The organism is Intestinirhabdus alba (genome assembly GCF_009711095.1).
Taxonomy (GTDB): Bacteria; Pseudomonadota; Gammaproteobacteria; order Enterobacterales; family Enterobacteriaceae; genus Intestinirhabdus; species Intestinirhabdus alba.
The window spans coordinates 17201-42640 of the sequence record NZ_WMJZ01000022.1; the positions used below are offsets into that span (position 1 = coordinate 17201).

Annotated in this window: 22 protein-coding genes; 14 read left to right on the forward strand and 8 right to left on the reverse strand. The window is 58.8% G+C overall.

Going from position 1 to position 25440, the window contains the following annotated elements; genetic code table 11:
- Positions 1-48: 48 nt before the first annotated feature.
- Complete coding sequence (gene fsa, locus GJV78_RS15575; protein ID WP_155109185.1) at positions 49-711, reverse strand: fructose-6-phosphate aldolase; 663 nt, start codon at positions 709-711, stop codon at positions 49-51.
- Between the two features lie 129 nt (positions 712-840).
- Between fsa and GJV78_RS15580 the strand changes: the two genes are divergently transcribed.
- The 4 genes from GJV78_RS15580 (at position 841) to GJV78_RS15595 (ending at position 6674) form a co-directional block, all read left to right on the forward strand.
- Positions 841-1740, forward strand: a complete 900-nt coding sequence (locus tag GJV78_RS15580) for a glycyl-radical enzyme activating protein (protein WP_155109186.1) — start codon at positions 841-843, stop codon at positions 1738-1740.
- A 4-nt stretch (positions 1741-1744) separates the two neighbouring features.
- Positions 1745-4177 carry a formate C-acetyltransferase/glycerol dehydratase family glycyl radical enzyme gene (locus GJV78_RS15585; RefSeq protein ID WP_155109187.1) on the forward strand — a complete coding sequence of 811 codons (2433 nt, stop codon included), beginning with the start codon at positions 1745-1747 and terminating at the stop codon, positions 4175-4177.
- A gap of 282 nt (positions 4178-4459) precedes the next feature.
- The gene (locus GJV78_RS15590; protein WP_155109188.1) at positions 4460-5278 is read left to right on the forward strand and encodes a Cof-type HAD-IIB family hydrolase; all 819 of its coding nucleotides are present in this window, start codon (positions 4460-4462) and stop codon (positions 5276-5278) included.
- Positions 5279-5411: 133 nt separating this feature from the next.
- The gene (locus GJV78_RS15595; RefSeq protein ID WP_155109189.1) at positions 5412-6674 is read left to right on the forward strand and encodes a DUF1479 domain-containing protein; all 1263 of its coding nucleotides are present in this window, start codon (positions 5412-5414) and stop codon (positions 6672-6674) included.
- A gap of 22 nt (positions 6675-6696) precedes the next feature.
- Here the strand turns inward: GJV78_RS15595 and GJV78_RS15600 are convergent, their stop codons facing one another.
- Both GJV78_RS15600 and GJV78_RS15605 read right to left on the reverse strand, forming a co-directional pair.
- Positions 6697-7551: a hypothetical protein gene (locus GJV78_RS15600; RefSeq protein WP_155109190.1), complete on the reverse strand. Its 855-nt coding sequence runs from the start codon at positions 7549-7551 to the stop codon at positions 6697-6699.
- Between the two features lie 208 nt (positions 7552-7759).
- Positions 7760-8839: a LacI family DNA-binding transcriptional regulator gene (locus GJV78_RS15605; protein WP_155109191.1), complete on the reverse strand. Its 1080-nt coding sequence runs from the start codon at positions 8837-8839 to the stop codon at positions 7760-7762.
- Between the two features lie 292 nt (positions 8840-9131).
- Here GJV78_RS15605 and GJV78_RS15610 point away from each other — a divergent pair, with 292 nt between their 5' ends.
- Positions 9132-10433 (forward strand): MFS transporter, encoded by a 1302-nt coding sequence (locus tag GJV78_RS15610; protein ID WP_155109192.1) that lies wholly within the window; start codon positions 9132-9134, stop codon positions 10431-10433.
- A 17-nt stretch (positions 10434-10450) separates the two neighbouring features.
- On the forward strand, positions 10451-12820 hold the full coding sequence (locus GJV78_RS15615) for a glycoside hydrolase family 31 protein (RefSeq protein WP_155109193.1): 2370 nt from the start codon (positions 10451-10453) through the stop codon (positions 12818-12820).
- 69 nt (positions 12821-12889) lie between these two features.
- Here the strand turns inward: GJV78_RS15615 and GJV78_RS15620 are convergent, their stop codons facing one another.
- Positions 12890-14482: an ABC-F family ATPase gene (locus GJV78_RS15620; RefSeq protein ID WP_167519599.1), complete on the reverse strand. Its 1593-nt coding sequence runs from the start codon at positions 14480-14482 to the stop codon at positions 12890-12892.
- 214 nt (positions 14483-14696) lie between these two features.
- Here GJV78_RS15620 and ldtB point away from each other — a divergent pair, with 214 nt between their 5' ends.
- Entirely contained in the window at positions 14697-15617 is a 921-nt protein-coding gene (gene ldtB, locus GJV78_RS15625; RefSeq protein ID WP_155109194.1) for a L,D-transpeptidase, read from the forward strand.
- 256 nt (positions 15618-15873) lie between these two features.
- Here the strand turns inward: ldtB and GJV78_RS15630 are convergent, their stop codons facing one another.
- Together GJV78_RS15630 and mntR are read right to left on the reverse strand one after the other, a co-directional pair.
- Positions 15874-16995: an anion transporter gene (locus GJV78_RS15630; RefSeq protein ID WP_155109195.1), complete on the reverse strand. Its 1122-nt coding sequence runs from the start codon at positions 16993-16995 to the stop codon at positions 15874-15876.
- Entirely contained in the window at positions 16992-17465 is a 474-nt protein-coding gene (gene mntR / locus GJV78_RS15635) for a manganese-binding transcriptional regulator MntR (RefSeq protein WP_155109196.1), read from the reverse strand. Before mntR ends, GJV78_RS15630 begins: the two co-directional genes overlap by 4 nt.
- Positions 17466-17650: 185 nt before the next feature.
- On the opposite strand from mntR, the gene mntS reads away from it, so the two are divergent.
- Together mntS and GJV78_RS15645 are read left to right on the forward strand one after the other, a co-directional pair.
- Positions 17651-17782 (forward strand): manganase accumulation protein MntS, encoded by a 132-nt coding sequence (gene mntS, locus GJV78_RS15640; RefSeq protein ID WP_155109197.1) that lies wholly within the window; start codon positions 17651-17653, stop codon positions 17780-17782.
- Between the two features lie 247 nt (positions 17783-18029).
- A complete protein-coding gene (locus GJV78_RS15645; protein WP_155109198.1) occupies positions 18030-19613 on the forward strand; it encodes a phosphoethanolamine transferase in 1584 nt (527 codons plus the stop codon).
- Between the two features lie 75 nt (positions 19614-19688).
- Here GJV78_RS15645 and ompX read toward each other — a convergent pair whose 3' ends face one another.
- Positions 19689-20204 (reverse strand): outer membrane protein OmpX, encoded by a 516-nt coding sequence (gene ompX / locus GJV78_RS15650; protein WP_155109199.1) that lies wholly within the window; start codon positions 20202-20204, stop codon positions 19689-19691.
- Between the two features lie 170 nt (positions 20205-20374).
- Positions 20375-20521: a hypothetical protein gene (locus GJV78_RS15655; RefSeq protein WP_155109200.1), complete on the reverse strand. Its 147-nt coding sequence runs from the start codon at positions 20519-20521 to the stop codon at positions 20375-20377.
- A 35-nt stretch (positions 20522-20556) separates the two neighbouring features.
- Between GJV78_RS15655 and rhtA the strand changes: the two genes are divergently transcribed.
- From rhtA to glnQ, 5 genes are all read left to right on the forward strand, one after another.
- Positions 20557-21459, forward strand: coding sequence for a threonine/homoserine exporter RhtA (rhtA, locus tag GJV78_RS15660; protein ID WP_155109201.1), 903 nt, complete (start codon positions 20557-20559; stop codon positions 21457-21459).
- 407 nt (positions 21460-21866) lie between these two features.
- Entirely contained in the window at positions 21867-22370 is a 504-nt protein-coding gene (gene dps / locus GJV78_RS15665; protein WP_155109202.1) for a DNA starvation/stationary phase protection protein Dps, read from the forward strand.
- A gap of 364 nt (positions 22371-22734) precedes the next feature.
- A complete protein-coding gene (gene glnH / locus GJV78_RS15670) occupies positions 22735-23481 on the forward strand; it encodes a glutamine ABC transporter substrate-binding protein GlnH (protein ID WP_155109203.1) in 747 nt (248 codons plus the stop codon).
- 466 nt (positions 23482-23947) lie between these two features.
- The gene (gene glnP, locus GJV78_RS15675) at positions 23948-24607 is read left to right on the forward strand and encodes a glutamine ABC transporter permease GlnP (protein ID WP_155109204.1); all 660 of its coding nucleotides are present in this window, start codon (positions 23948-23950) and stop codon (positions 24605-24607) included.
- On the forward strand, positions 24604-25326 hold the full coding sequence (glnQ, locus tag GJV78_RS15680) for a glutamine ABC transporter ATP-binding protein GlnQ (RefSeq protein ID WP_167519600.1): 723 nt from the start codon (positions 24604-24606) through the stop codon (positions 25324-25326). The genes glnP and glnQ overlap by 4 nt, the downstream gene beginning before the upstream one ends.
- Positions 25327-25440 lie beyond the last annotated feature (114 nt).

Genomic DNA, 25440 nt, shown 5'->3' on the forward strand with positions numbered 1-25440 from the left:
CCGTGCCTGCCCGGCCAGACCGCTGAAAGCCGGGCCAGACGCTAAGGCTCAGATAGCGCTGCGGCCAAAGGCGCTCTGCCAGTCATGTTCAAACTTCGCCACCGCGGCATCCACCGCCGGAGCGCTAATCAGCTGCTGCGCCACGTCCGGCGGCAGGGTGATCGACTCACAGCCGGCCAGCAGGCACGCCAGCGCCTGGCGCGGGGTTTTGAAGCTGGCGGCCAGCACCTTCGCGTGGGGCGCATGCATTTTCAGCAGGCGGTGCAGTTCGGTCACCGTCTGAATGCCGTCTCCGCCCTGGGCATCCACGCGGTTGACGTAAGGCGCAACGTATTCCGCCCCCGCCAGCGCCGACAGCAGCCCCTGCGCCGCGCCGTAGACCGCCGTTCCCAGCGTCGGAATGCCCTCCGCCTTCAGCAGTTTAATCGCCGCCAGCCCCTCCGCCGTGACCGGCACCTTAACCACCAGGTCCTCAACCATCGCCCGCAGCCTGCGCGCGTCGCTGACCATGCCCTCCGCGGTGGGGGCCATGACCTGGGCGAACAGGCGGCCCTGGTCGCCCAGCGCCTCACGCAGCCTCGGCAGCAGCGTCCCGACGGGCGTTTTCCCGGCGGCGACAATGCTCGGGTTGGTGGTCACGCCCGCCAGCGGAAAAATTCGCGCCAGGGTCTTCACCGCGGCAACATCAGACGTATCCAGATAGAGTTCCATTTTTGTTCCTCAAGCTTTGGCAATGGCAGCAACGATACCACGGCAAAAACCACCGCGAAGTTGACTCACGTCAAGATAACTTTCACTTGAAAGTTATTTAATCTTCAAACAAAAGAAAAGAGGCCGTGTATGATTTTCAATATTCAGCGCTACTCTACCCACGATGGCCCCGGCATCCGCACCGTGGTGTTCCTTAAAGGCTGCTCGCTGGGCTGCCTCTGGTGCCAGAATCCGGAAAGCCGCGCCCGCGGCCGGGAGCTGCTTTTTGACGCGCGCCTCTGCCTGGAAGGCTGCAATCTCTGCGCGCAGGCCGCGCCGGAAGCCATCGATCGCACCCTGAACGGCCTGATTATTCATCGCCAGAAGGTCACTGTCGCCCACCTCGACGCCCTCACCCACTGCTGCCCGACCCAGGCGCTGACCGTCTGCGGTGAGCTAAAAAGCGTGGAAGAGATTATGGCCGTCGTCCTGCGCGACAGGCCGTTTTATGCGCGCAGCGGCGGCGGCATCACCCTTTCCGGCGGCGAGCCGTTTATGCAGCCGGAGCTGGCGGCGGCGCTGTTCAGGGCCAGCCGTGAGGCGGGCATTCATACCGCGGTCGAAACCTGCCTGCACGTGCCGTGGCAATATATCGAACCGTCGCTGCCGTATATCGATCTGTTTCTTGCGGACCTGAAACAGGTGGCCGAGGAGCCCTTTAAACAGTGGACCCAGGGCCGCGCCTCCCGGGTGCTGGAAAACCTGAAAAGGCTGGCGGCGGCCGGTAAGCAGATGATTATCCGCGTGCCGCTGATCCAGGGCTTTAACGCCGACGAGGCCTCCATTATGGCCATTACCGATTTCGCCGCCGACGAGCTGCAGGTGCGCGAGATCCATTTCCTGCCCTACCACACGCTGGGCATGAATAAATACACCTTACTCAGCCAACCCTATTACGCCCCGGATAAACCGCTGAAGGCGACCGCGCTGCTGGAATTTGCGCAACAGTATGCCTGCAGGAAAGGTTTGACCGCCACCCTACGAGGATAATGCTATGACTCAACTGAAACTGGACACCCTCAGCGAGCGCATTAAGGCGCACAAAACCGCGCTGGTGCACATCGTCAAACCGCCGGTATGTACCGAACGCGCGCAGCACTATACCGAAATGTATCAGCAGCATCTGGATAAACCGATCCCGGTTCGCCGCGCCCTGGCGCTGGCGCACCACCTGGCGGAGCGCACCATCTGGATCAAGCATGACGAGCTGATTGTCGGCAACCAGGCCAGCGAAGTGCGCGCCGCGCCGATCTTTCCGGAATATACCGTTTCGTGGATTGAAAAAGAGATCGACGATCTTGCCGATCGACCGGGCGCGGGCTTTGCGGTCAGCGAAGAGAACAAGCGCGTGCTGCACGAGGTGTGCCCGTGGTGGCGCGGCCAGACGGTGCAGGATCGCTGCTACGGCATGTTTACCGACGAGCAGAAAAGCCTGCTGGAGAGCGGAATTATCAAAGCCGAGGGCAACATGACCTCCGGCGACGCCCACCTGGCGGTGAATTTCCCGCTGCTGCTGGAAAAAGGGCTGGACGGCCTGCGCGAAAAGCTGGCGGAGCGCCGCTCGCGCATCAACCTGACGGTGCTGGAAGACCTGCACGGCGAGCAGTTCCTGAAGGCCATCGACATCGTGCTTAACGCCGTCAGCCAGCATATTGAGCGCTTTGCCGGGCTGGCGCGCACCATGGCGGCGCAGGAGACGCGCGAAAGCCGCCGCCACGAGCTGCTGGCCATCGCAGAGAACTGCGCGCTGATCGCCCACCGGCCGCCGGAAACCTTCTGGCAGGCGCTGCAGCTGTGCTATTTCATTCAGCTGATCCTGCAGATTGAATCCAACGGCCACTCGGTCTCTTTTGGCCGGATGGACCAGTACCTCTACCCTTACTATCGCCGCGACGTGGAGCTGCAGGAGTCCCTGGCTCGCGAACAGGCCATCGAGCTGCTGCACAGCTGCTGGCTCAAGCTGCTGGAGGTAAACAAAATCCGCTCCGGCTCGCACTCGAAGGCCTCGGCGGGCAGCCCGCTGTACCAGAACGTCACCATCGGCGGACAGAAGCTGATTAACGGCCAGCCCATGGACGCGGTCAACCCGCTCTCTTACGCCATTCTGGAGTCCTGCGGCCGCCTGCGCTCCACTCAGCCCAACCTCAGCGTGCGCTACCACGCCGGAATGAGCGACGACTTCCTCGACGCCTGCGTGCAGGTGATCCGCTGCGGCTTCGGCATGCCGGCGTTTAATAACGATGAAATCGTGATCCCGGAGTTTATCCGCCTGGGGATTGCGCCGCAGGACGCCTGGGACTATGCCGCCATCGGCTGCATCGAAACCGCCGTCGGCGGTAAATGGGGCTATCGCTGCACCGGAATGAGTTTTATTAACTTCGCCCGCGTGATGCTGGCGGCGCTGGAAGGCGGCCGCGACGCCACCAGCGGCCGGGTGTTCCTGGCGCAGGAAAAAGCCCTCTCCGCCGGCAACTTCGCCAGCTTCGACGAGGTGCTGGCGGCCTGGGATACGCAGATCCGCTACTACACCCGCAAATCCATTGAGATTGAGTACGTGGTGGACACTATGCTGGAAGAGAACGTGCACGACATTCTCTGCTCGGCGCTGGTGGACGACTGCATAGAGCGAGCGAAAAGCATTAAGCAGGGCGGCGCGAAGTATGACTGGGTTTCCGGCCTGCAGGTCGGGATCGCCAACCTTGGCAACGGCCTGGCGGCGGTGAAGCGGCTGGTCTTTGACCAGGGCGTCATCGGCCAGCGGCAGCTCGCCGCCGCGCTGGCGGAGAACTTCGAGGGGCTGACCCACGAACAGCTGCGCCAGCGGCTGATCAACGGCGCGCCGAAGTACGGCAACGACGACGACGACGTTGACGCCCTGCTGGTTCGCGCCTATCAGACCTATATCGACGAACTGAAGCAGTACCACAACCCGCGCTACGGCCGCGGTCCGATCGGCGGCAATTACTACGCCGGCACGTCGTCTATCTCCGCGAACGTGCCGTTCGGCGCGGCGACCATGGCCACCCCGGACGGCCGCAAGGCGCACGCGCCGCTGGCGGAAGGGGCCAGCCCGGCCTCCGGCACCGACCACCTCGGCCCGACGGCGGTAATCGGCTCCGTCGGCAAACTGCCGACCGGCTCCATCCTCGGCGGGGTGCTGCTTAACCAGAAGCTCAACCCGACAACCCTGGAAAATACGTCCGACAAGCAGAAGCTGATGATCCTGCTGCGCACCTTCTTTGAAGAGCACAAAGGCTGGCATATTCAGTACAACATCGTCTCCCGGGAAACGCTGCTGGAGGCGAAAAAGCATCCGGACCAGTACCGCGATCTGGTGGTGCGGGTGGCGGGCTACTCCGCCTTCTTTACCGCCCTGTCGCCGGACGCCCAGGACGATATCATCGCCCGCACGGAGCATATGTTGTAATCAGCCCTGCCCCTTCACGCTGCGCCGCGCGGCGTGGAGGGGCGTCGGGTGAAGCCGAACGAAATAAAAATTTGTGGTTTATATCACACTATTATTAAAATGCTTCTGGTTGCAGTTTTGAGCCAGGCTTATCAGGCATTTCTGTCGCAGCCGGCCTGAACGCGGACAGCGCGCAGTATCCGGCGCGTATTCCCGGTACGTGCGGAGGTTTCGCCACGCTCACGCTTCGGGTTGCCCTGGTTCAACAGCGTATAAGTCTGGCTCCCGATCCAGGAGCTAAATATGACCGTTAACGTTATCGTCACCGATATGGACGGGACCTTTCTTGATGATGCCAAAAAGTACGATCGCCCGCGATTTATGGCGCAGTATCAGCAGCTCAAAGGACGGGGCATCGAATTCGTGGTCGCCAGCGGCAATCAGTACTACCAGCTGATCTCCTTTTTTCCTGAACTTAAAGATGAAATCTCCTTCGTGGCCGAAAACGGCGCGCTGGTCTACGAGCACGGCAAACGGCTGTTCCACGGCGAGCTGACCCGCAACGAGTCCCGCATCGTGCTCGGCGAGCTGCTCAGCGACAGCCGGCTCAACTTCGTCGCCTGCGGGCTGGAAAGCGCCTACGTCAGCGAAAACGCCCCGGAAGCCTTCGTGGCGCTGATGGCGAAACACTACCACCGCCTGCAGCGGGTGAAGGACTACCGCGATATTGACGACGTGCTGTTTAAATTCTCGCTTAATCTCCCGGATCAGCAGATCCCGCAGATGGTCGACAGGCTGCACGCCTCGCTGGAGGGCATTATGAAGCCCGTCACCAGCGGCTTTGGCTTTATTGACCTCATTATTCCCGGCCTGCATAAGGCCAGCGGCATCAGCCGGCTGCTGAAGCGCTGGGCGCTGTCGCCGCAGAACGTGGTGGCGATCGGCGATAGCGGCAACGATATGGAAATGCTGAAAATGGCGCGCTACGCCTTTGCCATGGGCAACGCGGCCCCCGAGATTAAGGCGCTTTCCCGTTACCACACCGACGACAACAACCACCAGGGCGCGCTGAAGGTGATTCAGGCCGTGCTGGACCGCACCCCGCCCTTTAACGATGCCTGACAACCGCGCCGGAGCGCCCGCTCCGGCTTCAGCCCGCCCGTCTGCCTACCCTCGAGCTTGCATTAACTTATTTTTAACTTATATTGTCATTTGCAACTACAAAAACTTTCAAATGAAAGAAAATGAGGTGGGTATGAGCGAAACCTTTACCAGCAACACGCTGCCGGCCGATCCTAAGTCAGCCATCCGCCGGATGAAACGGGCGCTCCGCGCGCAGATGGGCGACGTTCAGGCTATTTTTGATCCGCTTAACGCCGCCATCGCCGCCCGGGTGGCAGAGATTAACGCCCTAAAAGCCCAGGGCGACGCCGTCTGGCCGGTGCTGGAGTATGCTGATATCGCCGCCGGACGGATTACCCCCCGGCAGCGCGAGGCAATCAGGCGTCGCGGCTGCGCGGTAATCAAGGGGCATTTCCCACGCCAGCGGGCGCTGGAGTGGGACAGATCAATGCTCGATTATCTGGCGCGTAACCGCTTTGACGAGGTGTACAAAGGACCCGGCGATAACTTCTTCGGCACCCTGGCGGCCTCGCGTCCGGAGATCTATCCCATTTACTGGTCGCAGGCGCAGATGCAGGCGCGCCAGAGCGAAGAGATGGCCAGCGTGCAGTCCTTTCTTAACCGCCTGTGGACCTTTGAAAGCGAGGGCAAAAGGTGGTTCGATCCGGACGTCAGTGTGATTTATCCGGACCGCATCCGTCGCCGCCCGCCGGGCACCACCTCGAAAGGGCTGGGAGCGCATACCGACTCAGGGGCGCTGGAGCGCTGGCTGCTTCCGGCCTGGCAGCGCGTGTTTGCCGACGTCTTCAGCGGCGACCCGCAGCGCTACGATCCCTGGCGGGCGGCGCACCGCCCCGACGTAGAGGAGTACAGCGTCGATAACACCACCCGGTGCTCGGTGTTCCGTACCTTCCAGGGCTGGACCGCCCTTTCTGATATGCTGCCGGGCCAGGGGTTGCTGCACGTGGTGCCGATCCCGGAAGCGATGGCCTGGCTTTTATTGCGCCCGCTGCTCGACGACGTGCCGGAAGATGAGCTGTGCGGAGTGACGCCTGGCCGGGCGCTGCCGGTGTCCGAACGCTGGCACCCGCTGCTGATGGAGGCCTTAACCAGCATTCCACAGCTTGAGGCCGGCGACTCCGTCTGGTGGCACAGCGATCTGATCCACTCGGTGGCACCGGTGACGGATCAGCAGGGCTGGGGAAACGTGATGTATATTCCTGCCGCGCCGCTGTGCGAGAGAAATCTCGCTTACGCCCGCCGGGTCAAAGCGGCGCTGGAAACCGGCGCATCGCCGGCGGACTTCCCGCGCGAAGACTATGAGACGCAGTGGGAGGGGCGCTTCACCCTTAACGACCTGAACGCTCACGGCAGGCGGGCGCTGGGAATGGAATAGCGCCCTTTGCACGACGGAGGCGCTAATCGACCGACACGCCGGCCAGCTTCCACTGGCCGTCTTCTTTATGCATCATGATGTTAATCTCCCCGGTCGTACCATCTTTAAATTCCACGCTACCGGACAAATAGCCGACGTCGTTGGCCGAGCGCAGCTGAGTAAAGCTATAGTCGACGATATCCGGAAACCGCAGCGCCTCAAAGACCCGCATAAAGTCTTCGCGGGATATTTTTCGCTGCAGCGACGCGGCGCTCGCCTCCCAGGCCCCGGCGTAGTCCTCTCCGCGCAGCAGATCGATTTCCGCTCTTGCCGCGTCCTTCATGCCGCCCAGCAGGGTGTAAAGCAGGATCCCGACGCCGATAAACGCCGCCAGCACCGCCGCGATAACGCCGGCAATAATAAATTTACGCGACCGCCCGTTGGCCAGCACGCCGCGCACCTGCCAGCCGGCCTCCCGGACGACGTTAAAAACCCGATCGCTGATTTCCGTCGAGCTAAACCGATAGCCGGCAATCTTCCCGAAGTGGCCATCCTCCTTTACGCCCCAGACGCTGCCCGCCGAGAACTCCAGCCGCTTGCCGACGTGCACCGACTTTTGAACGCTCACGCTGCTGTAGTCGGCGTTCCACTCCAGATCCACCGTTTTTTCCCGATAGCTGACCTGCTTTTTGCTTTCATCAAAAAAGAGTCTCAGCTCATACTGTTTTTTCAGTCCGCCGTTACCCAGAATCGCCCGCCACCTGGCGTCTGCGATATTCCAGCTGGCAACGACTTCGCTGCCCTCTTCCCGCAGGATAAAGGGGCAATCATCGCTGGCGTTTAGATCGCACAGCTGCGCTTTAAGACGAGTTAAAGGCCAAGCTTCCGGCGTATGCATTATTTTCTTCCCTGAATTTCTGAACGTTAAGGCATCTTAGCCGCAACGACGCCAGAGGCGCATCCGCCGGGATGAATTTTCAGATTACCGCCTGAAAAGTCTGTATTTTTTCAGTTCGATAAATCGTGCAGCGCGCCGGCCTTATCGCCGCTGAGCCGGGCGCACCGCGGGCATTCCACCAGCGGTAGCCGGCACGCTGACAGAATCGTTACGGCAGAGAATCGTAAAGCCCCTCGCTTTCTACAGCGGTTCGGTCTTTTCCGGGGCGAATACGGCGCACCGACTGACGAAGGGCCGGAGTGCCGCTCAGCAGCAGCGTGCCCACCGGCGCATCCGGGCGCACCAGCCGCTGCTGCAGCATATACACCGCCTCCGCCGCCAACTCGTCGCGGGGCACCTGTACGGCGCTCAGAGGCACATCCTGTATCGCCGCCAGATTAAAGCCGTCGATGCTCATGACGGAGACGTCCTGCGGGACGCGCAGACCGTGCCTGGCCAGGGCGCTCATCGTTCCGGCGGCCATGAAATCGCCGCCGACGAGAAACGCCGTCGGCAGGTCGCTTTCCGCCGTCTGCGCCAGAAAATCGCTGACCCGCTGTTCCGTCTCCTTCGCGCTGAAGCCGGGCACCGTCAGCAGATGCTGCTGCTCGTTGAACGGCAGATTACGCGCCCGCCAGGCATCAACGATCCCCGCCAGCCGCAGCTCCATGGTATAGCGCCGCAGGCAGATCACGTTGACGATCTCCCGGTGCCCCATATCAAAAAGATAATCGGCGGCATATTCGCCAATCGCCCGGTGATCCGGCGCAACGGCGGGCAGGCGCATCCGCCGGTCCCGGCAGTTAATCAGCACACAGGGTTTACCCACATCGACCGCAAGGTCGTGGATGTGCGGGTCGTCGATGCCCAGCAGTATTGCCGCCTGGGTTTGCGGATCGTTCATTCGCGCCAGAAATCGCTGGGCGTCGCTGTCAAACTCCTCCAGCGCGCAGTAGCGTAGCCGGACCTCATAGGCGGCAAGGCATTTACTTATGCTCTGAATCACCCGGTGGTAAAAGATGTCAGACCGCTCGTCAAAAGCGCGCGCAGGGGCAAAAATCACCAGGTTATTGAGCAGCAGCCTTCCCGCTGCCATCCCCTCCATAACCCCAAGTTCCCGCGCGCATTCCAGCACCTTATGACGCGCTTTCTCGCTGGTATTGGCTTTGCCCGCCAGCACCCGGGAAACGGTACTGACAGAAAGCCCGGTGCGGGCGGCAATTTCAGCGATTCTGAGCCTTTTATTCATTTTGTGATCTCGCTCGATTTTACCAATGAAAAAAATTTCACAGCCAGAAAAGTAAATAACCCCGGCCTGTCGCTATACCATGCCAGAATTTTCCACAACTTTATGAGAAAACTTGCACAAAAATGACTGTCGCCGGCGTTTCTTCTTGCTTAGGCTGCATTTGTCACACAGCTACCATACTAGTGGTATAGCAACCTTAATAAAAAAACACTCCATTTTCAAAAGGTTAACTAAACATGTATGACATAAGTCTTTCACTTACCTTATACATCCACCTTAGGGAGAGAGATAAATGAGCCAGGACATTAACAATGTGACACCGGTTGGCAAAACGCGCCGGGTCATTAAGAATTTACGCTGGTATGTACTGATTTTATTTTTGCTTGGCGTAACCGTTAACTATATTACCCGCAACTCATTAGGTATCCTCGCACCGGAGCTGAAAGAGAGCCTCGGCATTACCACCGAGCAATATTCCTGGATCGTGGGTGCCTTTCAGATTGCCTATACGATATTTCAGCCGCTCTGCGGCTGGCTGATTGACGTGATCGGCCTGAAGCTCGGATTTATGATTTGTGCCGGGCTATGGGCGTTGATGTGTATCCTGCACGCCGGCGCAGGCAGCTGGCTGCACCTGGCGATCCTGCGCTTCTTTATGGGGGCCTCAGAGGCCGCCGCCACGCCCGCCAACGCCAAAACCCTGGGCGAATGGTTTCCGAAATCTGAGCGCCCTGTCGCCGCCGGCTGGGCTGGCGTAGGCTTCTCCGTCGGGGCCATGCTGGCACCGCCGATTATCTATTTCGCCCACGCCTCCTTCGGCTGGCAGGGCGCGTTTATGTTTACCGGCCTGCTGGCGCTGCTGTGGGTGCTGCTGTGGTGGATCTTCTACCATAACCCGGAAAAGCACCCGAACCTCGGGAAGGAAGAGCTGGCGTTCATTAAGCAGGATAACGAGCCGCCGGCCGTGAAGCTGCCCTTTCTTACCGCGCTGAAAACCGTCTCAAAGAACAAGCGTTTTTACGGTATCGCTATCCCGGCCTTTATGGCGGAACCGGCCTGGGCGGTGCTCAGCTTCTGGGTGCCGCTCTACCTTGCCAAAGAGCACGGCATGGATTTAAAGCAGATCGCCATGTTCGCCTGGCTGCCGTTCCTCGCCGCCGATCTCGGCAGCGTGGCGAGCGGCTACCTTACCCGCCTGTATACTCGTCTGTTTGGCTGCTCTCGCGTTAACTCCGTGGTGGCAAGCTCGGTGACCGGCGCGTTTCTGATGATCTCGCTGGCTATCGTCGCCGTTACCCGCGACCCGTATATCACCATCGTGCTGATCTCTATCGGCGGCTTCGGCCACCAGATTATCTCCTGCATGCTGAGCGCGCTGGTGGTGGAGTCGTTTGATAAAGGCCAGATGGCCACCGTCAACGGAATGCGCGGCTCTGCGGCCTGGATTGCCAGTTTCCTGTTCTCGCTTCTGATTGGGGTAACCGCCGACAAAATCGGCTTTAACCCGCTGTTTATCGCCATGGGGTTCTTTGACCTGGTTGGCGCTATTTTTCTGGTGGCATTTATTGCCGAACGCCGTACCCGGCGTAGCTAATCGTGGATGTATAGCCTATGAAAACGTTGAAAAACTGGACACTCAATAAACAGTCAGCGCATCACCTGGAGCTGCGGGTGGATGACCAGCACCTGCTGTGCCTTTACGTGCTGGAAGAGAATCTGTTCCGCGTACTGATCAAGCGCAAAGGCGAGCTGGCGCTGGATAAAACCTGGAGCATCGCCCCGGAAAAAGATGTGCCGTGGGAGGGCCGCGACCGTGAGGATCTGAGCGGCTTCACCTGTCCGGCCTGGACGCTGGATCGGCAGGATGACGCCCTGACCATCACCACCGCGCAGCTGCGCGTTACCATTCATCAGCCGCTATGGCTGGAGTGGCAGTACCGCAATGAGGCGGGCGAGTGGCAGCCGCTGGTCAATGACCGCCCCACCAGCGCCTATCTGCTTAACGCCCACGGCGACGGCGTCGCCCACTACCTGAGCCGCCGTCGGGATGAACGCTTTTACGGTCTTGGGGAAAAGGCCGGCGACCTGCAGCGCACCGGCAAGCGCTATGAAATGCGCAATCTGGATGCGATGGGCTATAACGCCGTTAGCACCGATCCGCTGTACAAACATATCCCGTTCACCATCGCCCGCCGCGACGACGTCAGCTATGGCCTGTTTTATGACAACCTGAGCAGCTGCTGGCTGGATCTCGGTAACGAAATAGACAACTACCATACCGCCTACCGCCGCTGGCAGGCGGAGGCGGGAGATATTGATTACTATATGTTTACCGGCAGACGGGTGCTGGAGGTGACCAAAGCCTTTGTGCGCCTGACCGGCAAAACGCTGTTCGGGCCGAAGTGGAGCCTGGGCTACAGCGGTTCCACTATGCATTACACCGACGCGCCGGATGCGCAAAATCAGCTGATGAACTTTATTCGCCTGTGTGAAGAACATGCGATTCCGTGCGATTCCTTTCAGCTCTCGTCAGGCTATACCTCCATTAACGGCAAGCGCTACGTCTTCAACTGGAATTACGATAAAGTGCCGCAGCCGAAGGTTATGTGTAAGGCGTTTCACGATGCCGGGCTGAAGCTTGCCGCCAACATTAAGCCGTGTCTGCTGCAGGATCACCCGCGCTACGACGAGGTGGCGCAAAAGGGGCTGTTTATTCGCGATTCTGAAAACGATATGCCGGAGCGCTCCAGCTTCTGGGACGATGAAGGCTCTCACCTCGATTTTACCAATCCGCAGACCATCCAGTGGTGGCAGGAGGGGGTGACCACCCAGCTTCTTGAAATGGGCATCGACTCAACCTGGAACGATAACAACGAGTTCGAGGTGTGGGACGGCGAGGCCCGCTGTCATGGTTTCGGTAAGACCATTGCCATCAAACATATTCGCCCGGTCATGCCGCTGCTGATGATGCGCGCCTCGCTGGAGGCCCAGCAGCGCTTTGCGCCGGAAAAACGACCGTACCTGATCTCCCGCTCCGGCTGCGCCGGGATGCAGCGCTACGTGCAGACCTGGAGCGGCGATAACCGCACCAGCTGGGACACCCTGCGCTACAACACGCGCATGGGGCTGGGTATGAGCCTTTCCGGGCTGTTTAACGTTGGCCATGACGTGGGCGGTTTCTCCGGGGATAAGCCGGACGCCGAGCTGTTCGTCCGCTGGGTGCAGAATGGCGTTATGCACCCGCGCTTTACCATTCACTCCTGGAACGACGACTGCACGGTAAACGAGCCGTGGATGTATCCGGGGGTGACGCCGGCGATCCGCAGCGCCATTGAGCTGCGCTACCGCCTGCTGCCCTATTTTTACACCCTGCTCTGGCAGGCCCATGCCGACGACGAGCCGATGCTGCGTCCGACCTTTCTCGATCACGAGCATGATGCGCAGACCTTCGCGGAGTGCGACGACTTCCTGCTGGGCCGCGACCTGCTGGTGGCCAGCGTGGTTGAGCCGGGCCAGCGTGAACGCCGCCTCTGGCTGCCGGATAACACGGCCGGCTGGTATGACTTCTACACCCACGAATGGTTTGCGGGCGGCCAGTGGATCGTTCGCGACGCGCCGCTGGAAACGCTTCCGCTGCTGGTACGCGCCGGGGCGGGTCTGCCCCTGAGCGAACGCCTGACCCACGTCGATCCGCAGAAGGACGACTCGCGCGAGCTGAAGCTATTCCCGCTTAAAGGCACGGGAACCACCTCCGGCCTGCTGTTTGAAGATGACGGCGAAAGCTGGGGCTATCAGCAGGGGAACGCCCTGTGGCTGGAGTGGGAAATGGCGTGCAGCGCAACGACCATTAATCTGAAGATCGGCACCCGCGGCGACTATCGCCCGGCCTGGCAGGCCCTGCGGATAACCCTGCCGGCCGGTGAAAAACGCAGGCTGCTGGTGAATGGTGAAGAACGCAGCGAGTGGTGCCTGAACCGCTGATCCCCTTTCCCGCCTCTCCTGCAAAAGAGGGGCGGGAAGCCCGGCGCGGCCGCCGGGCCAGCGGAGAGACTACTCGATACCTTTACTGCGCAGATAATCTTCGTAGTTACCGCTGAAGTCAACCACCCGCTCCGGCGTGATCTCCAGCACGCGGGTCGCCAGCGAGCTGACAAACTCCCGGTCGTGGGAGACAAAAATCAGGGTGCCCTGATACATCTCCAGCGCCATATTCAGCGACTCGATCGACTCCATGTCCAGGTGGTTGGTCGGCTCGTCCATTACGAGGATGTTCGGCTTTTGCATCATCAGCTTGCCGAACAGCATCCGCCCTTTCTCGCCGCCGGACAGCACTTTCGCCGGCTTTTTAATATCGTCCTGGCTGAACAGCAGCCGCCCGAGAATACTACGCACCGCCTGCTCGTCGTCGCCCTCCTGCTTCCACTGGCTCATCCAGTCAAAGACGCTGAGATCGTTATCAAACTCCTCGGCGTGATCCTGCGCATAGTAGCCGATACGCGCATTTTCCGACCACTTAACGGTGCCGGCGTCCGCCTCCAGCACGCCCACCAGGGTTTTCAGCAGGGTCGATTTCCCCACGCCGTTGGTCCCCAGCACCGCCAGCTTCTCGCCCACTTCCAGCAGCAGCTTGACGTTTTTAAACAGCGGGCCGTTGTCGAAGCCTTTGGTCAGGGCTTCAACCTCCAGCGCGTTACGGAACAGCTTTTTATCCTGTTCAAAGCGAATGAACGGGTTCTGGCGGCTGGAGGCTTTCACTTCATCGAGCTTAATTTTGTCAATCTGCCGGGCGCGGGAAGTGGCCTGGCGGGATTTTGAGGCGTTGGCGCTGAAGCGGCTGACGAAGGACTGCAGCTCGGCGATCTGCGCCTTCTTCCTGGCGTTGTCGGCCAGCAGACGCTCCCGGGCCTGGGTCGCCGCGGTCATATATTCGTCGTAATTCCCCGGATAAACGCGCAGCTCGCCGTAGTCGAGATCCGCCATATGCGTGCAGACCATGTTCAGAAAGTGGCGGTCGTGGGAAATAATGATCATGGTGCTGTCACGTTCGTTAAGCACCTGCTCCAGCCAGCGGATGGTGTCAATATCCAGGTTGTTGGTCGGTTCATCGAGCAGCAGAATATCCGGATCGGCAAACAGCGCCTGGGCCAGCAGCACGCGCAGCTTCCAGCCCGGAGCCACTTCGCTCATCGGGCCGTAGTGCTGCTCCACCGGAATACCGACGCCGAGCAGCAGCTCGCCCGCCCGCGACTCCGCCGAGTAACCGTCCATTTCGCCATATTTGACCTCCAGATCGGCCACCTTATAGCCATCCTCTTCGCTCATTTCCGGCAGGGCATAGATGCGATCGCGCTCCTGCTTCACCTCCCATAGCTCAGCGTGGCCCATAATCACGGTGTCGAGCACGGTGAACTCTTCAAAGGCGAACTGATCCTGCCGCAGCTTACCGATACGCTCATTGGGATCGAGAGAAACGTTGCCCAGCGTCGGCTCCAGGTCGCCGCCGAGGATCTTCATAAAGGTGGATTTACCGCTACCGTTTGCGCCAATGAGGCCGTAACGGTTGCCGCCGCCGAACTTGACGGAGATATTTTCAAACAGCGGTTTGCTGCCGAACTGCATGGTGACGTTGCTGGAAACTAACACTGACCTATCCTGAAAATTATGTGACGAACCGCTTATTATGCCATAACTCTTAAATAAGATCGCGCCCTGTACGAAGCGCTACACTGAAGCATAGAGGGGTTAAGGTGATTTCGTACACATCTGAATTCCCTGTTAACGGGAATGCACCTATAATGCGCCCCAACGTGACAGAATTCTCAACCTAACAGCCTGCAGGCACTGAATTTCACCGCTTATGAATATGAAATTAACAACGCTTTTCGCGGCGGCTCTCGCCGTAGTCGGCTTTTGCCGCACGGCATCTGCCGTCACCTATCCGCTCCCTACGGACGGCAGCCGGCTGGTTGGTCAGAACCAGATCATCACGATCCCGGAAGGCAACACCCAGCCGCTGGAATACTTTGCGGCAAAATACCAGATGGGGCTATCCAATATGCTGGAGGCCAACCCCGGCGTTGATACTTATCTGCCGAAAGGCGGCACCGTGCTGACGATTCCTCAGCAGTTGATTCTGCCGGACACCGTGCACGAAGGGATTATTATTAACAGCGCCGAAATGCGCCTCTACTACTACCCGAAAGGCACTAATACCGTTATCGTGCTGCCGATCGGCATCGGCCAGTTGGGCAAAGACACGCCGATCAACTGGACCACCAAAGTCGAACGCAAAAAGGCGGGGCCGACCTGGACGCCAACGGCGAAGATGCATGCGGAGTACCGGGCGGCGGGTGAACCGCTGCCGGCGGTGGTTCCGGCCGGGCCGGATAACCCGATGGGGCTTTACGCGCTCTATATCGGCCGTCTGTACGCCATTCACGGCACCAACGCTAACTTCGGCATTGGCCTGCGGGTCAGCCATGGCTGCGTGCGCCTGCGCAATGACGACATTAAATTCCTGTTCGAAAACGTACCTGTCGGCACCCGCGTGCAGTTCATCGACGAGCCGGTAAAAGCGACCACCGAGCCGGACGGCAGCCGCTACATTGAGGTACACAACCCGCTCTCCACCACCGAAGCCCAGTTTGAGGGCAGCGAGACGGTGCCGGTTACGCTGACGAAAAGCGTGCGGACGGTGACCGGCCAGCCTGACGTCGACGCCACCGTGGTTGATAAGGCTATACAGGCTCGCTCCGGTATGCCGGTTCGCCTGAACTGATCCCGCCACGCCCTCAGGCGTTGGCGGTAATTTTACAGGCCCGATGGCGCTATCGTCATCGGGCCTGTTGTTATTTCAGCAGCCAACGGCCGCGCCAATGCGCTTTAAGTTCATCAATTGGTTTTGCCACTCTTTTGCTGGATATTTATTACGAAACGATCCTCAACCTTCGTCGAAGGGGTGTTATTCCTGCTCTACGGTTCGATCGCGGCAAAACCCTGCCCCCCTGCCTGGGCGCATCGTCAGCAACGGGAGATTACAGCCCGGCGTCAACGAGCCGCAGCAGGCCATACCCCACCGCCGCCGCCCAGGCCAGCATCGGCAGCGAGTAGAGATGAAAACGCCACCAGATGCGCCGATCGTTGGCCATACGCAGGGCAATCACATTGGCCAGCGACCCCGGCAGCAGGCCGAAGCCGCCGACGTTCACCGCCCAGGCCAGCAGCGGCGTCGGCGGCACGTAGTTTAGCAGCAGGATCGTCGCCGGCACGTTGCCGATCGCCTGCGACAGTCCGATGGCGCTCAGCCACAGGCCGGGGGCGGAGAGCGTTTCAACGCGGTCCGGCACCGCCTGCAGCACCGGCAGCTGGGTCAGCAGGTGAACGTCAATAAACATCGCGATAAACACCAGCAGCAGCGTCCAGTCCACGCTGAACACCACCCGGCGCGCCAACAGCAGAAACGCCACCGCCACCGCCGCCAGCCCCCACAGCTCCTGCTTCAGCTCCAGCGCGGTAAGAAAAACGAGATACAGCCCGAGGCAGCTCCATACCAGCCGCGGCTGCCATACCGGCGAGCGCGCGCCGGTATGGTACGTCAGCGCCCTGTCGGCGAAGCAGAACCCGCACAGCGCCAGCAGGGTTAGCATCATCACCGCGGCCAGCGGTACCATCTGCCCGATAAACCCGACAAACGAAAGGCCTGAGCGCCCCCACAGCAAAATATTTTGCGGATTGCCGACAGGCGTCAGCAGAGAGCCGGCGTTGACCGCCAGCGCCTCGAAGATAATCAGCCGGTTAACCGGAATAGCGCACAGCTTCCGGAGAGTAAGGGTTAACGGCACGACGATGAACAGCGCCACGTCGTTGGTGAGAAAGGTGGAGAGTAGCGCCGCCGCCAGCACCATAAACATCGCCAGCCGCCGCTGGGTGGCGAAGCGGCGTGCCATCCTGCGCCCCAGGACGTCGAAATAGCCGCTCAGCTCCACCCCTTTGGTCAGCAGCATCAGACCGCTAAGGGTAATAATAGTGTGCCAGTCAACGGCGGCGGGCCACGCCCGGGGGGCAAAAGGTACGCACAGGCTCAGCCCGACGCCCGTCAGCAGCAGCAGTTGAAAAAAACGATCGCGCCGCAGGGCGCGCCAGAAAGACAGGTTCATTCGGCGGCGATTCCGTGCCGCTGCGTAAACAGCCGAAACACCTCCAGCGTCTGCTGGCTGACGTGGTGCTCGATACCTTCCGCATCCCGGCGGGCAATCTCCGGGCTGACGCCCAGCGCCAGCAGAAAGTTTTCCACCACCCGGTGCCGCTCGCGGCTTTCCTGGGCCAGCTGTTCGCCCTCCGGGGTCAGGAACACGCCGCGCCAGGGGATCAGCTCAATCAGGCCCACCGAAGCCAGCCGCTTAAGCATTTTGGCGACGGTCGGCTGGGAAACGCCAAGCCGGGCCGCCATATCAACCTGCCGCGCCTCGCCAACCTCGTTGATCAGATCGGAGATCAGCTCAACGTAATCGTCGATCAGCTCGCGGCGGTGCGCCTCCCTGACCTGGCGAAATCCCTCAACGTGTTCTTCTACGTTCACCAGCTGCGTCACTTTTTTTATCGTGGGCGGACCTGCGCGACGGCTCATTCTGCTTCCTCATTCCTGTAACACGTTACCAGCATTGCTCTGGAGAGGGCACATTGTAAACCAGAGTGCCTCGGGCACAAAAAATTAACGTTTTAGCAATAGCCATATAATATAGCCTGTGCTATATCTGTAGGTAATGCAGACATCCTTCACGGATCGAGGGAGCTTTTCATCAGGAGTATCCGATGAACGAATTTAAGAGGTGTATGCGCGTGTTCAGCCACTCTCCCTTTAAGGTACGCTTGCTGTTGCTTTCCATGCTGTGCGAGCTGTTTCACGACAAAACGGATGCGGATAAAACGGCATCCGGGCGCTAGCGCGGCGTCGTTAGCGGCAGCCTCCCGTCGGTTGCCACGTTAACCCTGTTTTTTGTGGGTTTTTCCCGCACTCTCGCAAAACCGTTGCCCCCGGCTGTTGACCTGAACCGTCAACCGCTCTATCTTCTTGCAGCCCTGCCTGTACCGCCTCTTCCGGTTGCGGATCTTTCCGCCACTTTTCCGCGCAGCAGCAGGTTTTGACCCGGGACGCCAGGGTGAGCAATTGGCGTTTTAGCGACAGCGGCCCATGAATTTATCTCTTAAAGCCACTCTTCTTACCCGTATCCAGGGCGTCAGCCCGTGGGTGGGTTTCTATTTTTTACAGTCCCTGCTGATTAACCTTGCGCTGGGCTACCCCTTCAGCCTGCTTTACGCCGCGGCCTTCGCCTGCGTACTGCTGCTGCTGTGGCGCACGGCACCGCGCCTGCAGAAGGCGCTGGTCGGCGTCTGCTCGCTTATCGCCGCCCTGTACTTTCCGTTTGGGCAAACCTACGGTTCGCCCAATTTTAATACCCTGCTGGCGCTGCATTCGACCAATCTCCAGGAGTCGAGTGAGATCCTGTCCCTTTTCCCCTGGTACAGCTATCTTGTCAGCCTGTTTATCTTTGCGCTGGGGGTCGTCGCCCTTCGCCGGAAAAAGGGGGAGAAGAAGCGCTGGAGCAGCGTCGACAGCCTGTGCCTGCTGTTCAGCGCGGCGGCCTTTTTTGTCGCGCCGGTGCAAAACCTGACCTGGGGCGGTAAATTTAAGCTGCAGGACACCGGCTATCCGGCTTTTCGCTTTATTAAAGACGTTATCGTCAATAACAACGAGGTGATTGACGAGCAGCGGCGAATGGCGGAGCTGTCAACGATGAAAGATAGCTGGACGGTCACCGCAGTAAAGCCACGGTATCATCTCTATGTGATGGTGATTGGTGAAAGCGCCCGCCGCGACGCGCTCGGTGCCTTTGGCGGCCACTGGAATAACACCCCCTTCGCCAGCAGCGTCAACGGCTATTTCTTTACCGACTACGTTGCGGCAAGCGGCTCCACCCAGAAGTCGCTCGGTCTGACCCTGAACCGGGTGGTGGACCAGCGGCCGCAGTTTCAGAACAACGTGATTACTCTGGCCAACCGGGCCGGCTTTCAGACCTGGTGGTTTTCCAATCAGGGACAAATTGGCGAATATGACACGGCCATCGCCAGCATCGCCAGGCGCGCCGACGAGGTGCACTTCCTGAAAAGCGGCGATTTTGAGGCGGATAAGAATACCGAGGATGAGGCGCTGTTAAACATGACCTCGCAGGTGCTGGAGGCCGACCGCAGCCAGCCGCAGCTCATCGTCCTGCACCTGATGGGATCGCATCCCCAGGCCTGCGACCGCACCCACGGAAAGTATACGGTTTTCGTTCAGTCGAAGGAAACCTCCTGCTATCTGTACTCCATCACCCGCACCGACGAACTGCTGCACGCCCTGTACGATCGGCTGCGCAACAGCGGCGAAAGCTTTTCACTGGTCTATTTTTCCGATCACGGGCTGGCCTTTAAAGAGCGCGGCAAAGCGGTTCAGTATCTGGCCCACGACGACCGGTTTCAGCAAAATTTTCAGGTGCCGTTTATGGTGCTTTCCAGTGACGACAAGGCCCACCGTCTGATTAAGGCGCGCCGCTCGGCCAATGATTTTCTGAGCTTTTTTTCACAGTGGACGGGGATCGCGGCCAAAGAGATCAGCAGCCGCTACCGCTTTATTTCCGGGCAGAACGCCGGTCCGGTGTACGTCACTAACTTCAAACTGCAGAAGGTGGACTACACTCATCTGGGCAGCGATACTTTTGCAACCCGGACCCGCTAAGCAATCCGGAGACGCCACGCAGGCAAAAAAAATCCGCCCCGAAGGGCGGATTTTTTTTATCTCACCGGAAGGTGATTAGAAACGGTAGCCTACGCCTGCGATCCAGGTGCCGACGTCAACGTTACGAATGCGGCTCTGCTCATAGGAGAAGTCCAGAGCGACGTTTTCCATCGGGTTAAACTGCAGGCCTGCGCCGTAAGAGAAACCGTAGTCACTGACGTCATCTTTATAGCGCGGGTAGTCGGTCTGCTGGAATTTACCGTAGCCAACGCCAACAACGCCGTAGATGCTCGCCCAGTCGTTCAGGCGGAATGCCGGACCTGCAGTGAGGCCGTAGTACTGAGATTTGTTGTAATCGCCCGCACTGTTAGTACGATCTTTTTCTGTGTAGGTGAAGGAGCCGATTACGCCCAGCGGATTGTTGTCCTGCTCGTAGCGATATTTCAGGTTAAAACCGTTCATTTTATTCGCTACGCCCTGCGCGTCGCTCTGAGCGTAGCCACCGCTAACGGTAGACGTCGCAGCTACGGCAGTACCTGCGGAGAGAGCCAGAACAGCGGCCAGTGCTGAAAGACATGCAATTTTTTTCATAACCACCTCAAATGTGCTTTAAATAAGTCCTAAGATTTAAATATAACAAGAATTGATGAGAAACTCTTTGTGATTCACGTTGTCTAAGGGGGCATTTCGTGTAACAAGATGTTTCAAAGTAACGCTATCTCTTTAAAATAAAACCATTTTTATAGCTAACCGCGCCATTATTACGCGCCCAGGCCAATCTCTTCATCCAGACTAATCTTAATTCGTCGCTTATTAATCCAACAATAAAGGATCGTTCCGGCAGCCTCAGGGAAACTTTTTTCAACAAAATCACAACCCTGGCCGGCGCTTTCCATTACACTGCCCACTTATCTATCCTTTGGTAAACTTGACAGGAGAAAGGATGCCGCTGTTAGCACGAAAAATGCCCGTCTGGGCCTCCGTTCTGATTCTGCTGGTCGCCATGTGCTCCATCCAGAGCGGAGCATCGCTGGCGAAATCGCTGTTTTCTCTGGTCGGCGCACCGGGCGTTACCGCCCTGCGCCTGGCCCTCGGAACGTTAATCCTGATGGTCTTCTTTAAACCCTGGCGGCTGCGCTTTGCGAAAGCGCAGCGGCTGCCGCTGCTGTTCTATGGGCTGTCGCTTGGCGCAATGAACTACCTTTTTTATCTGTCCATTCAGACGGTGCCGCTGGGCATTGCCGTCTCCCTGGAGTTCACCGGGCCGCTGGCGGTGGCGCTTTTCTCCTCCCGACGCCCGGTGGACTTTATCTGGGTGGTGCTGGCCGTGCTCGGTCTCTGGTTCCTGCTGCCGCTGGGCCAGGAGGTCTCACATGTGGATCTGAACGGTGCCGCGCTGGCGCTTGGGGCGGGGGCCTGCTGGGCGCTGTATATTGTTACCGGCCGCCGCGCCGGAGCCGAACATGGGCCGGCGACCGTCGCCGTCGGCTCGCTGATTGCGGCGATCGTTTTTGTGCCCATCGGCGCGCTGCAGGCCGGCGATGCCCTGTGGCACTGGTCGCTTCTGCCGCTGGGCCTGGGCGTTGCCGTCCTGTCGACGGCGCTTCCCTACTCGCTGGAGATGATCGCCCTGACGCGCCTGCCCACCCGTACTTTCGGCACTCTGATGAGCATGGAGCCTGCGCTTGCCGCCGTGACCGGCATGATTTTCCTCGGAGAGACCCTGACGCTGACCCAGACGCTGGCGCTGTGCGCGATTGTTGCCGCCTCGATGGGTTCCACCCTTACCCTCCGCCGTGAAAGCCACGTTAAGCCGGTAGACACCAACCAGAGCGGTTCGCTTTAGCATTAAGGCCCCGGCTTTTCGCCCGGCTGATAGCGCAAAAATTTGCACACCGGGTAACCCGTACCAGCGCAGGCCAGGCGGCACGGGTTTGAATGAGAATTTTCTGCGTCGAATGCATATTCATGCAGGAAATTCTCTTTTTTTCTGATCCGTAGCGCTCCGTATATTAAAAAGAGCCTGCTTTTCAACGCCTGCAAAGCATATTTATGCCTGCTCTGTCTTCCTCAATCCAGGTTATTTTCTCCCGCCGTGAAATTAAGTAATCCTTTGATTACCTTTAAATTATCAAGCCACCATCGTTATACGCTATTAAAGCGACAGGAACAGCCAGAAAAGCAGCCTCTATAACCGGTGCTATACTTGATGGCGTTAATTACCGGGACATAACATCAAGAGGATATGAAATTATGAGTACCGCTAAACTGGTGAAAACAAAAGCATCCGATCTGCTTTACACCCGTAACGATGTCGCCGACAACGATAAAAAAGCCACTATTGAGCTGTTGAATCGTCAGGTTGTCCAGTTTATTGACCTGTCGCTGATTACCAAGCAGGCCCACTGGAACATGCGCGGCACCAACTTTATCGCCGTACATGAAATGCTGGACGGCTTCCGCACCGCGTTAACCAATCACCTTGACACCATGGCCGAACGCGCCGTACAGCTCGGCGGCGTGGCCCTTGGCACCACTCAGGTGATCAACAGCAAAACGCCTCTGAAGAGCTACCCGCTGGACATTCACAGCGTGCAGGACCACCTGAAAGAGCTGGCGGATCGCTATGCCATCGTCGCCAACGACGTGCGCAAAGCCATCGGTGAAGCGAAGGATGAGGATACCGCCGATATCTTTACCGCCGCCTCCCGCGATCTCGATCAGTTCCTGTGGTTTATCGAAGCCAACATCGACTAACCGACCCGCTGATTGATTGCCCGTAACCCTCGCCCCGGCGGGGGTTTTGCACTATTCAGGTGCGCTCCGCCTCATGCCTCGCCGCAAAAAGTAAAACATCTGTAATAATTACATCACAGAATAGTTATTTAATGTTTGTTTAAGCAGCGCTTTTTACGCTAAATAAGCGGGATGAGCGGCTCGCCGTTCGCCTGCACCAAAATAACGCCCCATTACGGGGCAAACCGTGGCTATTGCCCCGCCGACCGCACTGCGAAACGGGGAGACAGCTTAAGCAAAACAAAGGGTTATAAAACTGGCACAGATTTTTCATTGCGCCATAGGTTCTCGCAGGGGATCGCCCCGTGGATAAAAAGGAAATGCTATGAAGTCTCTATTAAACGTTTCACTGGCTGCACTGACCCTGGCTTTCGCGGTCTCTTCCCAGGCTGCGGATAAAAAACTGGTGGTGGCAACCGACACCGCCTTCGTGCCCTTTGAGTTTAAGCAGGGCGATAAGTACGTTGGCTTTGACGTCGATCTGTGGGCCGCGGTGGCCAAAGAGCTGAAGCTGGACTACACGCTGAAGCCGATGGACTTCAGCGGTATTATCCCGGCGCTGCAGACGCGAAATATCGATCTGGCGCTGGCGGGCATTACCATCACCGACGAACGCAAAAAGGCTATCGACTTCTCCGACGGCTATTACAAAAGCGGCCTGCTGGTGATGGTGAAAGCGAATAATAACGACGTCACCAGCGTAAAAGATCTCGACGGCAAAGTGGTGGCCGTAAAGAGCGGCACCGGCTCGGTTGATTACGCGAAAGCCAATATCAAAACTAAAGATCTACGCCAGTTCCCGAATATCGATAACGCCTATATGGAGCTGGGAACCGGCCGCGCCGACGCGGTGCTGCACGACACGCCAAACATCCTCTACTTTATTAAAACCGCCGGCAACGGCCAGTTTAAGGCGGTGGGCGAGTCGCTGGAAGCGCAGCAGTACGGCATCGCCTTCCCGAAAGGCAGCGATGCGCTGCGCGATAAGGTTAACGGCGCGCTGAAAACCCTGCGCGACAACGGCACCTATAACGAAATCTATAAAAAATGGTTCGGCAGCGAGCCTAAATAAGTCGTTTCCGCGGTAAACCGCGCGGCCAGGCCGTCGACGCCTGAAGAATAACGACAATGATGTTTATTGCCCGGCGGATTGCGCCACCGGGCGTTTATACCCTAAATAATTCGAGCTGCATGACAAAATGCAGCGCATTTTGAACAGCCTCAGGGCTGGCCCCGAAGGGGTGAGGCCGCAGGCCGAATCACGCGGAAAGTGAGCGACAAATTCGTCAGGAACGAATTTGCCCGACCGCAGGTCGCCTTCGGTGAGGGACAAGGATGTCCCTCATTCATCCCCGGGAGCATAGCGAACTATACGATCGGGGTTAGTGACTACTCTGTCGGGAGCAGTTTTGAACGCCGCGCAGCGGCGGCCCGTCAGGGCGAGTCTCATGGATGAGACGAGTAACCAGTAGCCAGCACACATGCAGCCTGAAGCATGACGGGTATATCTCTTTTCACCACGGTAACAGGAACAGATTATGCAGTTTGACTGGAGCGCCATCTGGCCCGCCATTCCGCTTTTGATCGATGGTGCCAAAATGACCCTGTGGATCTCGGTCCTCGGTCTGGCAGGCGGACTGATCGTTGGTCTGGCGGCAGGTTTTGCGCGCACGTTCGGCGGCTGGATCGCCAACCACATTGCGCTGGTTTTTATCGAAATCATTCGCGGTACGCCCATCGTCGTGCAGGTGATGTTTATCTACTTCGCCCTGCCGATGGCGTTTAACGATCTGCGCATCGATCCCTTCAGCGCGGCGGTGGTCACCATCATGATTAACTCCGGAGCCTATATCGCCGAAATCACCCGCGGCGCGGTGCTCTCCATCCACAAAGGCTTTAGCGAGGCGGGGCTGGCCCTCGGCCTTTCCCGGCGGGAAACCATCCGCCACGTTATTTTACCGCTGGCGCTGCGCCGGATGCTGCCGCCGCTGGGCAACCAGTGGATTATCAGCATTAAGGACACCTCGCTGTTTATCGTGATCGGCGTGGCCGAGCTGACCCGCCAGGGCCAGGAGATCATCGCCGGCAACTTTCGCGCGCTGGAGATCTGGAGCGCCGTTGCGGTGTTCTATCTGATCATAACTCTGGTGCTGAGCTTTATTCTGCGTCGTCTGGAAAAAAGGATGAAAATCCTGTGATTGAATTTAAAAACGTCTCCAAGCACTTTGGTGCCACCCAGGTGCTACACAATATCGATCTCAACATTGGTCAGGGCGAGGTGGTAGTGATCATCGGCCCGTCCGGTTCCGGCAAATCCACCCTGCTGCGCTGCATCAACAAGCTGGAGGAGATCACCAGCGGCGAGCTGATCGTCGACGGCCTGAAGGTCAACGATCCAAAGGTGGATGAACGGCTTATCCGCCAGGAGGCGGGGATGGTGTTTCAGCAGTTCTACCTCTTCCCACACCTGACGGCGCTGGAAAACGTGATGTTTGGCCCGCTGCGCGTGCGCGGCGCGAAGAAGGAAGAGGCAGAGAAGCAGGCCAGGGCGCTGCTGGCGAAGGTTGGCCTGGCCGAACGCGCCCACCACTATCCGTCCGAGCTGTCCGGCGGCCAGCAGCAGCGCGTGGCCATCGCCCGCGCGCTGGCGGTGAAGCCCAAAATGATGCTGTTTGACGAACCCACCTCCGCGCTGGACCCGGAGCTGCGCCATGAGGTGCTGAAAGTAATGCAGGATCTGGCGGAGGAAGGAATGACGATGGTGATCGTCACCCACGAGATCGGCTTTGCGGAGAAAGTCGCCTCGCGCCTGATCTTTATCGACGGAGGCCGCATCGCCGAGGACGGCGCTCCGAAGGCCCTGATCGACAACCCGCCCGGCGCGCGCCTGCGGGAATTCTTACAACACGTCGCCTGATCCTCGTCGCGCCCTTCCCTGCGCAAGGGCGCGACCGGTTACGAATCCTCCCATTTCCTGCCGCGCCTTCCCCGCCAACTATACTTATCGTTTTGTTTTCTCACTGGAGGAGCT